Source organism: Acidithiobacillus sp. (assembly GCF_023255755.1).
GTDB lineage: Bacteria > Pseudomonadota > Gammaproteobacteria > Acidithiobacillales > Acidithiobacillaceae > Acidithiobacillus.
In genome coordinates this window covers 1-6,666 of the sequence record NZ_JAGDVS010000178.1, presented here as the reverse complement: position 1 = coordinate 6,666, position 6,666 = coordinate 1, and the positions used below count along the sequence as shown (strand labels likewise).

The window sequence follows — 6,666 nt, the reverse complement described above, 5'->3', positions numbered from 1 at the left end:
TAAAGAATGACGTGCCTCTGCATTATGACCCAGCACCCATAACACGGCTACAGAACGGCGTTTCTCAGGCGGTCGCGAGGCACGTCCTGAGTCATGAATCGACGCCTAACGGCGGGTGGAAGTTGGATGGGCTGATTGCGGCTGTCTGCGGCGAGTTGGGATCGTCCATGATCCGGCACCGTCGTCGAGAACTACGAATCGACAGCCACACACTGTCGGAGATTGGAATAATCATAGATGGTGAACGAGTTTTCAGGGTCGGTCGGGCGTGCAGCACCGGCCCGATAAAAGCCGAAAAAGGATCAAAGCGTGCAGCACCGGCCCGATGCCGTGCGGCAGCGGCCCGACAAAATGGCAAAACGTGCAGCACCGGCCCGATAAAATGCCCTTCCTTCAGTATTCTTCAGAATACTTCAGGGTCGATGTCGGCGGCCCCTGAAGGGGCCTTGTCATCAACCATATCTCCCCCCGCCCTTCGGGCGACCCCCCAGGGGGTGAATTCTCCGGCGGGGAAAGAGTTCCCAACAGCCCAAGACCCTTCCCCCGCCGGACGTAAACACCCCCAGAGGGGGTCGACGCGCAAGCGGCGGGGGGATGAGGGCCTAAATCAATTAGATCTGTTTGAATCCGCCGCCGTTGTGTAATTCCACAACAATTATGGACCGGACGAAGGCCGGTCGAGAGCCCAAGCCCGCGCGAAAGCGCGGGACCTTGGGCTCGGTAGGCCAAATCGCGTGCGACCTTCAGGTCGTACTCCCCAGGAATCGAAAACTGCAATCGCGCTTTTTCCGTTTCTGGAAGATAACAGCGTTAATTTTGTGCCTAATCTGGCACCAACGGGAATGTTAAACGGCCTTCCCTTTTGGTATGGCGGACTGTGTTTTAAGTGTTCTAGTTTTGGTGATATTGACACTTTTAATTTGTGGTGCTGGTCTCTCTCTTTTTCTTGGCCTGGAGTGACTTATCTGGTGTCATTGGGGATTGTGGGTAGAGAGCGAGGGCTAATTTCCGCTTCGCTTCAATTGTCCTCGCCGGGGAAACCCCGGACCCCGCTTCACATCGCTTTGCTCGTTTCGCTGAAAGAGGAGATCGCAGATGGGTACTGTTGACGTAGGAAAAAGATCTCGCCGGGGGCCTGTTTCATTGCCGGCTGATGCGTTACGCCAGCACTGCGTGTCTGTGCGCCTGAACGCAGCCGAGCTGACGCTGCTGGATGAAAGTCGTGGCCGGTGGCAGCGCGGCGAGTGGATGAGGATGGCCGGTATTGGAAAGCTTCCGCCATCCATACCTGAGATAAATTTGAAGGCATGGGCTTCTCTGGCGCAAGTCTCTAGTAATCTCAACCAGTACCAAGTCGCCATAAATTGCGGCAAGGCCAAGGGATATCCGCCGAATGTTTTAGAGGCTTTGCGTGATGACGTGCAGAGCTTACGTCGTGAATTGATCGGCGTACTCCAAAATGAGGATGCGGAGGTCGAAGATGAAGGGGATGAATAGAGTTAAGCGTGGACGGGGTTTTCGCGGGGTTTTGAATTATGTTTTTGGGCGGGACGCTGAACACAAAACTTCGCCCGGCATCTTGGTCGGCGGGAATATGTCCGGTCACAATCCTCAATCACTTGCGCAGGAGTTTGGCGTTACCCGTAACCTTCGCCCTGACATTGAAAAACCCGTCTGGCATAACAGCTTGAGGCTTCCTGCCGGTGAATCTCTGGAGCCAGATGAATGGGTCAAAGTTGCCGATGACTACATGGAAAAAATGGGTTTCTCTCCGTTGCATCCCCGTTGCTATGTGATGCACAACGACAAAGAGGGCCAGCATGTTCACATTGGCGCATCACGGATTGCGTTAGATGGCACCATTTATCTGGGCCAAAATGAAAATCTGGCATCCACAAGAATCATTCAGCAGCTTGAAATTGAGCATGGATTGACCATTACGAAAGGTCCGGAATACGAAAACGGCAAAATCAGAATGCCTGAAGTCAAAAATCCGTCAAAGCCGGAGATGGAAAAGGGCTTAAGGCTGGAAGTGAAGCCGCCTCGTTTAGTCTTGCAAGACTTGCTTAATTCAGCCATTCAGGAACCAAAAACTGTAATGCAGTTTGTTAAGTTTCTGGAAGACAATGGCGTCATTGTTTTGCCGAATATCGCATCCACCAAAAGGCTTAATGGCTTTTCTTTTGAACTCGGCGGATTGAGTTTTAAGGGGTCGAGCTTGGGTAACGCGTATAAATGGTCCAGCTTATTGAGGGTGATCGACTATGACCAAGACAGAGACTTTGCAGAGCTTGCCAAGCGCAAGCCAGTTGTCGGCGATGACGGTAGAAACAGTAACGGCATTGAATCAATTGCCGGAGAAATTGGGGGAGCAAATAACGCAATCTCTGGAACCCTTGTTCACACTGGAAACCAACCTGGATCAGGTTTTATCTATCCAGAGACAAACAACAGAGCACTTGATCCGGGAGGCCATGTCCGGCTTGCAGAAGGACATTCAGGGTCTGAGCCACGACCGGATACAGCGATCCGTCAGGATGGCTCGGGAGCAGCATTTGAAGGCGCTGTCCGCGACGCGGGCGTGGAAAGGCTGGAAGCACAGGGCGGACGAAATGCAGATACAAATCGACAATACGCAGGCGAAGTACGAAAAGGCACAAAAGACGTCGAAGCACTGGATGATGGCAACCATCGCGCTGTCCGCAACCCTGATCGTGATACTCACGAAATGGCTGGTGGCGTGATGGCGTGGAACACAAGATTTAAGCAGGCGGCGGCGGCACGTAAGCGTGGAACATCAAAATCGCCAAGGCATGAGCAACAGCATATTCAGCGTGATGTGGTTAATGATGCCCACTATGCGGACCCTATCCCCTACCTGCAAAACCAGGGCTTCGCGGTCAAGAGGGAAGGGCGGCATTATTCCGTGACAAGTCACGGCGATGAGATTTATCGATTGACGCGCAAGGATGATGGGTATTTCGTCTGGTGTACGAAGGAGGGCGACCGTGGCGGAGACGCCATTTCTTTGCTGGAGGAGTTGGGTCGCACCTTTCAGCAGGCCGTTCATGACCTATCCGGCGCACCTCGGCTTGCCATAGGTGTTGCCTTGCCTGTTATTCGTGACGCAAGGCCAGTCTTGTTACGTGGTAACGGAGACGGTAAAGCGGCAGAGGCGTATTTGATGGGCAGGGGTATTTCCAAAAACACCATATTGCAGGCTCAAATCGACGGGTTTTTGAGACTTCAGGACAACGCTGTGGCGTTTGTTGGGTGGTACGACGGGGAGATTCGCGCCGTGACGCTGCGACTGCTGGAGCAGGCCCTGGCTCATGACGGGTCACGGCTGATTACCAAGATGGATGTTAAGGGGTCTGACAAGCGGTTTCCGGCCGCAGTGCCTGGGAGCAGGCGACGCGTCTGGATAGTTGAGGGCGGCGTGGACGCGCTCGCCGTAGCGGACTGGCATGCTCACTATCATCCGGATCAAGCTGTGCCGACCATTATCGTCAGCGGGGGTGCGGGGGTGCGGGGTTTTCTCGATATGCCGCATGTCCAAGAGGTCTTGCGGCAGGCTGAAAGCGTAATTATCACGAAGGACCGGGAAAAATCTTGCGAGGTGCAAGCGCGTACTGACGCCGACCATGAAAAGCAGATCCTGAAAATTCGGGAGATTGTCGGCGCATCTGTTGCTGTAACGGAATGGGTGCCGCCCCAGGGGTGCAAAGATGTGGCAGAAGCGTGGCAACAGCGGGTTTTGCCTGTGCCTGACTCTCTCGAACAGTCAAACGAGGTATCCGGCAATAGCAAGCCCCTAGTGGGGCCGACTATCGACTGTCACGGAGACATTCGGTAAGCATGTGCTGTCTCGCCATTGATCGGTGGGGCGCGCGGGGGTTTTCAGGGTGCCTGGATGTGATGTATCCTGAACTAACCGAATGGATCACGAATTTTTGGGTGAGGATAACGACGATGGCTGGTGCGCAGGATAGGTTTAGGCCCATGCATGAGGCGCACTCGATCGAGCAGGTCGTTATTACCGTTCGATTTGATCGTCCACTTACTGACGAAGCCATACGTTCTGCAGACGAAACAATGAGTTCGCTTCAGGATGCCCTCCCACGCAGAGATAGCATTCAGGGAATGGCATTTCAAGTTGGTCCCCAAGGTATGATGCCCATAGCGCCCCCAATCATTGACGTGCCGAATGGCATAGCACGAACGCGAACAGATAACGGGGGAGCATTAATTAAAGATCTCCGAATTGACAGGCAATCAATAAATTTTCGCACGTTTGAATATACTCGTTGGGAAGCCGTATGGACAGAAGCGCGAGAATATTTTGGATCGCTGCTACCGAGATTAGGTGAAACCAATATCGCGGCATATGCACTATCTTATGTAGACAAATTCGTTTGGACTGGACCGCGCGAAACTTGCAGGCCAACAAGCCTTTTAAAAAGTGGTTCTCTCTATGTTTCACCAGCTAGCTTTGATGCAGATGACCTTTGGCATTGCCATTCGGGACGGTTTATTTCGGCCAATGGCCACACCAAACGACTTGAAGCCGTGAATATAGACTGTGTGGATGAGAATGATATAACAGGTATTACCCCGCAGTTTGTGCGGGTTGTGCGGATATCAACGACACTGACTGACTTTTTAAATCAGCAGGGGTTTTCACCCTACGATCTTCCGGTGATTGACGCTATTGGTTATCTTGACGATGCGGCTCAGGATCTCCATAGTTCTTTGAAAAGTATGTTTGGCGCTATCGTGAACGACGACACTGCTGATCAGGTGGGTTTAAATGCAAGTTAATAGCACATCTTCCCCTCTGTTGCCTCGCTTCCCACTTGTTGTTGCTGGAACAGCAATGGTTCTTGCCACATTTCAAATGGGCCAATATTTCCAAAGCCCCAGTATTGCAGCAGGTACATGTGCGCAACTTCTTCCAATTTCTTCTTCTAATTCTGAGCTGGGCAAATTCGATAACAAATTAATACTCTTTACTGCAGGTGTCGGGGATGAGCAAACTGCATATGCCCGCGAAACTAACGAACAAGAACGCACCATAGCAATACTTCGCGGTTGGAAAAGGTACCCAGATAATTGGGATCATGAGATGGCAAAGGCACCTAACCCAACCTCTCTGCAGTCAGCCATTAGTTTCATGTCCTCATTAAGCAATGAGTTTATGATGCCGGAGCCAATGCTGCATGACAGTGGTCGCGCCGGGTTGTTCTGGGGAGAAGATCAGCTATATGCGGACTTGGAATTTCTCGAAAATGGATCCATAGCGTATTACATAGAACGCGGCAAAGACCGGCATAAAGGGGTTGTCGAGTTTGATAAACGCAATATTCCACCGGTCCTTAAACCACTACTCACGGCGTAGGTGGTCGAATGCAATCTGGTTGTTCGTGCTCGGAAATAAATGCATCAACCCAAGGGCAGATTGATCGCGTCGGGCTTGTTGCCGATGCGGCACCCGATTGCGCGTGCGAAAGCCATTCACTATCGCAATATTCGCCAGGCATTGTGCAGGACGAAGAAACTATTGTGCGCATGGTATGTGTGCCCATGCATGTTGATAAGAAAAAGCCAAAACTGTTACCGAACTTTTTCAGCCACGCTTTCTCTTTTGGCATGTCAGCGCAGCGCTTGGAAAAAGCGGGATCTACAGAACTTGCTAAGTGGCTGAATAATTTTTTAGCCAATGGAGGCGATCGTGTTTGGCTAGGGTATGTCCAGGCTCCATGCAAAAAAATTCGTGGAATCCTGCTTCAGGACGAAAGCTCGCGGTCTTTTTGCGTATATGATGCAGCTAGCGATGAATCCCCCGCTCATGCCGAAGTATGTGCATCGCGTCGACTCGAAGAAGCCGACCGTCTTGAGGCCCGCGCCCATCTCATGAAGGCATTCTCGGAAATCCTCCCACGCACATCCCTTATGGGTGGCGAGGTACAGAATATTGTTGATAGTAAGTTGTTAGCGCGAGACGTACCAAGCCAATGGGGATCACTTACTTCTTCCGGGGTGTCACAAACCTTTTGATGCTGACAATTAACTGACGCCGGTCAGAATAATTGTCGCGCGGCAGGTGAGCGTTCGTTTCTTTTCCGGCGTCGCTCCGCTCCGCCTGCCCCGGCCGGATGGTCGTGGCCAGGGTAGCCGGATGGCGTGGAGTACGCATGCAGATGGCTTTTTTGTACTGCACTACTGGTACAGCCTAACTGCGGAGGCGCGTTATTTGGAAAAGACAATCAGAACGCCAAATTAAAATCGTCATCAACGCCCCCTCTGTCTCGATTCAGCCAGTCCAGAAGCGCTTGCGGGTCCATCCCTTCCTGAAGCTGTTTCATCAGCGCTTCTGCCAGTGGCCGCCAGGATGGGTTGAATGCGAGGTGAAGATTCTCCGTACATTGTTTGCCCGTCTGGTGCAGGGCGAACTCCAATAAATCGAGTGTCTTCTCCCTGACCATAGGGAAAGAGGGGCGCAAGAGGGACATCCAGCGATCGTTGTCAAAAAATACTTCGTTCATCGGGGTGTCCAGTACTTCTTCCGTGCCATAACCCAGAGCATCCCGAACGGATAGCGCGCTTTTCAGGCCCGGGGTGATGGTCAGGCTCACCAGGATTTCTCCCGCTTCCAGGATATAGGAC

The 6,666-nt window shown here is 52.2% G+C and carries 6 protein-coding genes; 5 read left to right on the top strand and 1 reads right to left on the bottom strand.

The annotated features are described in order from the left end of the window. Positions 1-1,095 precede the first annotated feature (1,095 nt). The 5 genes from Q0C48_RS12325 (at position 1,096) to Q0C48_RS12305 (ending at position 6,057) form a co-directional block, all read left to right on the top strand. Positions 1,096-1,497 (top strand): hypothetical protein, encoded by a 402-nt coding sequence (locus Q0C48_RS12325; RefSeq protein WP_291524793.1) that lies wholly within the window; start codon positions 1,096-1,098, stop codon positions 1,495-1,497. Next, complete coding sequence (locus tag Q0C48_RS12320) at positions 1,481-3,856, top strand: relaxase/mobilization nuclease domain-containing protein (protein WP_291524791.1); 2,376 nt, start codon at positions 1,481-1,483, stop codon at positions 3,854-3,856. The genes Q0C48_RS12325 and Q0C48_RS12320 overlap by 17 nt, the downstream gene beginning before the upstream one ends. A gap of 116 nt (positions 3,857-3,972) precedes the next feature. Next, a complete protein-coding gene (locus Q0C48_RS12315; protein ID WP_291524789.1) occupies positions 3,973-4,821 on the top strand; it encodes a TIGR04255 family protein in 849 nt (282 codons plus the stop codon). Next, positions 4,811-5,398: a hypothetical protein gene (locus Q0C48_RS12310; protein ID WP_291524787.1), complete on the top strand. Its 588-nt coding sequence runs from the start codon at positions 4,811-4,813 to the stop codon at positions 5,396-5,398. The genes Q0C48_RS12315 and Q0C48_RS12310 overlap by 11 nt, the downstream gene beginning before the upstream one ends. Positions 5,399-5,406: 8 nt before the next feature. Beyond that, a complete protein-coding gene (locus Q0C48_RS12305; RefSeq protein WP_291524785.1) occupies positions 5,407-6,057 on the top strand; it encodes a hypothetical protein in 651 nt (216 codons plus the stop codon). A 209-nt stretch (positions 6,058-6,266) separates the two neighbouring features. Here Q0C48_RS12305 and Q0C48_RS12300 read toward each other — a convergent pair. Then, positions 6,267-6,666, bottom strand: a 400-nt coding sequence (locus tag Q0C48_RS12300; RefSeq protein ID WP_291524783.1) for a hypothetical protein, incomplete at its 5' end; no start/stop codon positions are given.

What these genes read in the sequence shown, in the direction of transcription:
- Q0C48_RS12325 (WP_291524793.1), top strand. Translation starts at nt 1,096, where the DNA reads ATGGGTACTGTTGACGTAGGAAAAAGATCTCGCCGGGGGCCTGTTTCA.
- Q0C48_RS12320 (WP_291524791.1), top strand. Translation starts at nt 1,481, where the DNA reads ATGAAGGGGATGAATAGAGTTAAGCGTGGACGGGGTTTTCGCGGGGTT.
- Q0C48_RS12315 (WP_291524789.1), top strand. Translation starts at nt 3,973, where the DNA reads ATGGCTGGTGCGCAGGATAGGTTTAGGCCCATGCATGAGGCGCACTCG.
- Q0C48_RS12310 (WP_291524787.1), top strand. Translation starts at nt 4,811, where the DNA reads ATGCAAGTTAATAGCACATCTTCCCCTCTGTTGCCTCGCTTCCCACTT.
- Q0C48_RS12305 (WP_291524785.1), top strand. Translation starts at nt 5,407, where the DNA reads ATGCAATCTGGTTGTTCGTGCTCGGAAATAAATGCATCAACCCAAGGG.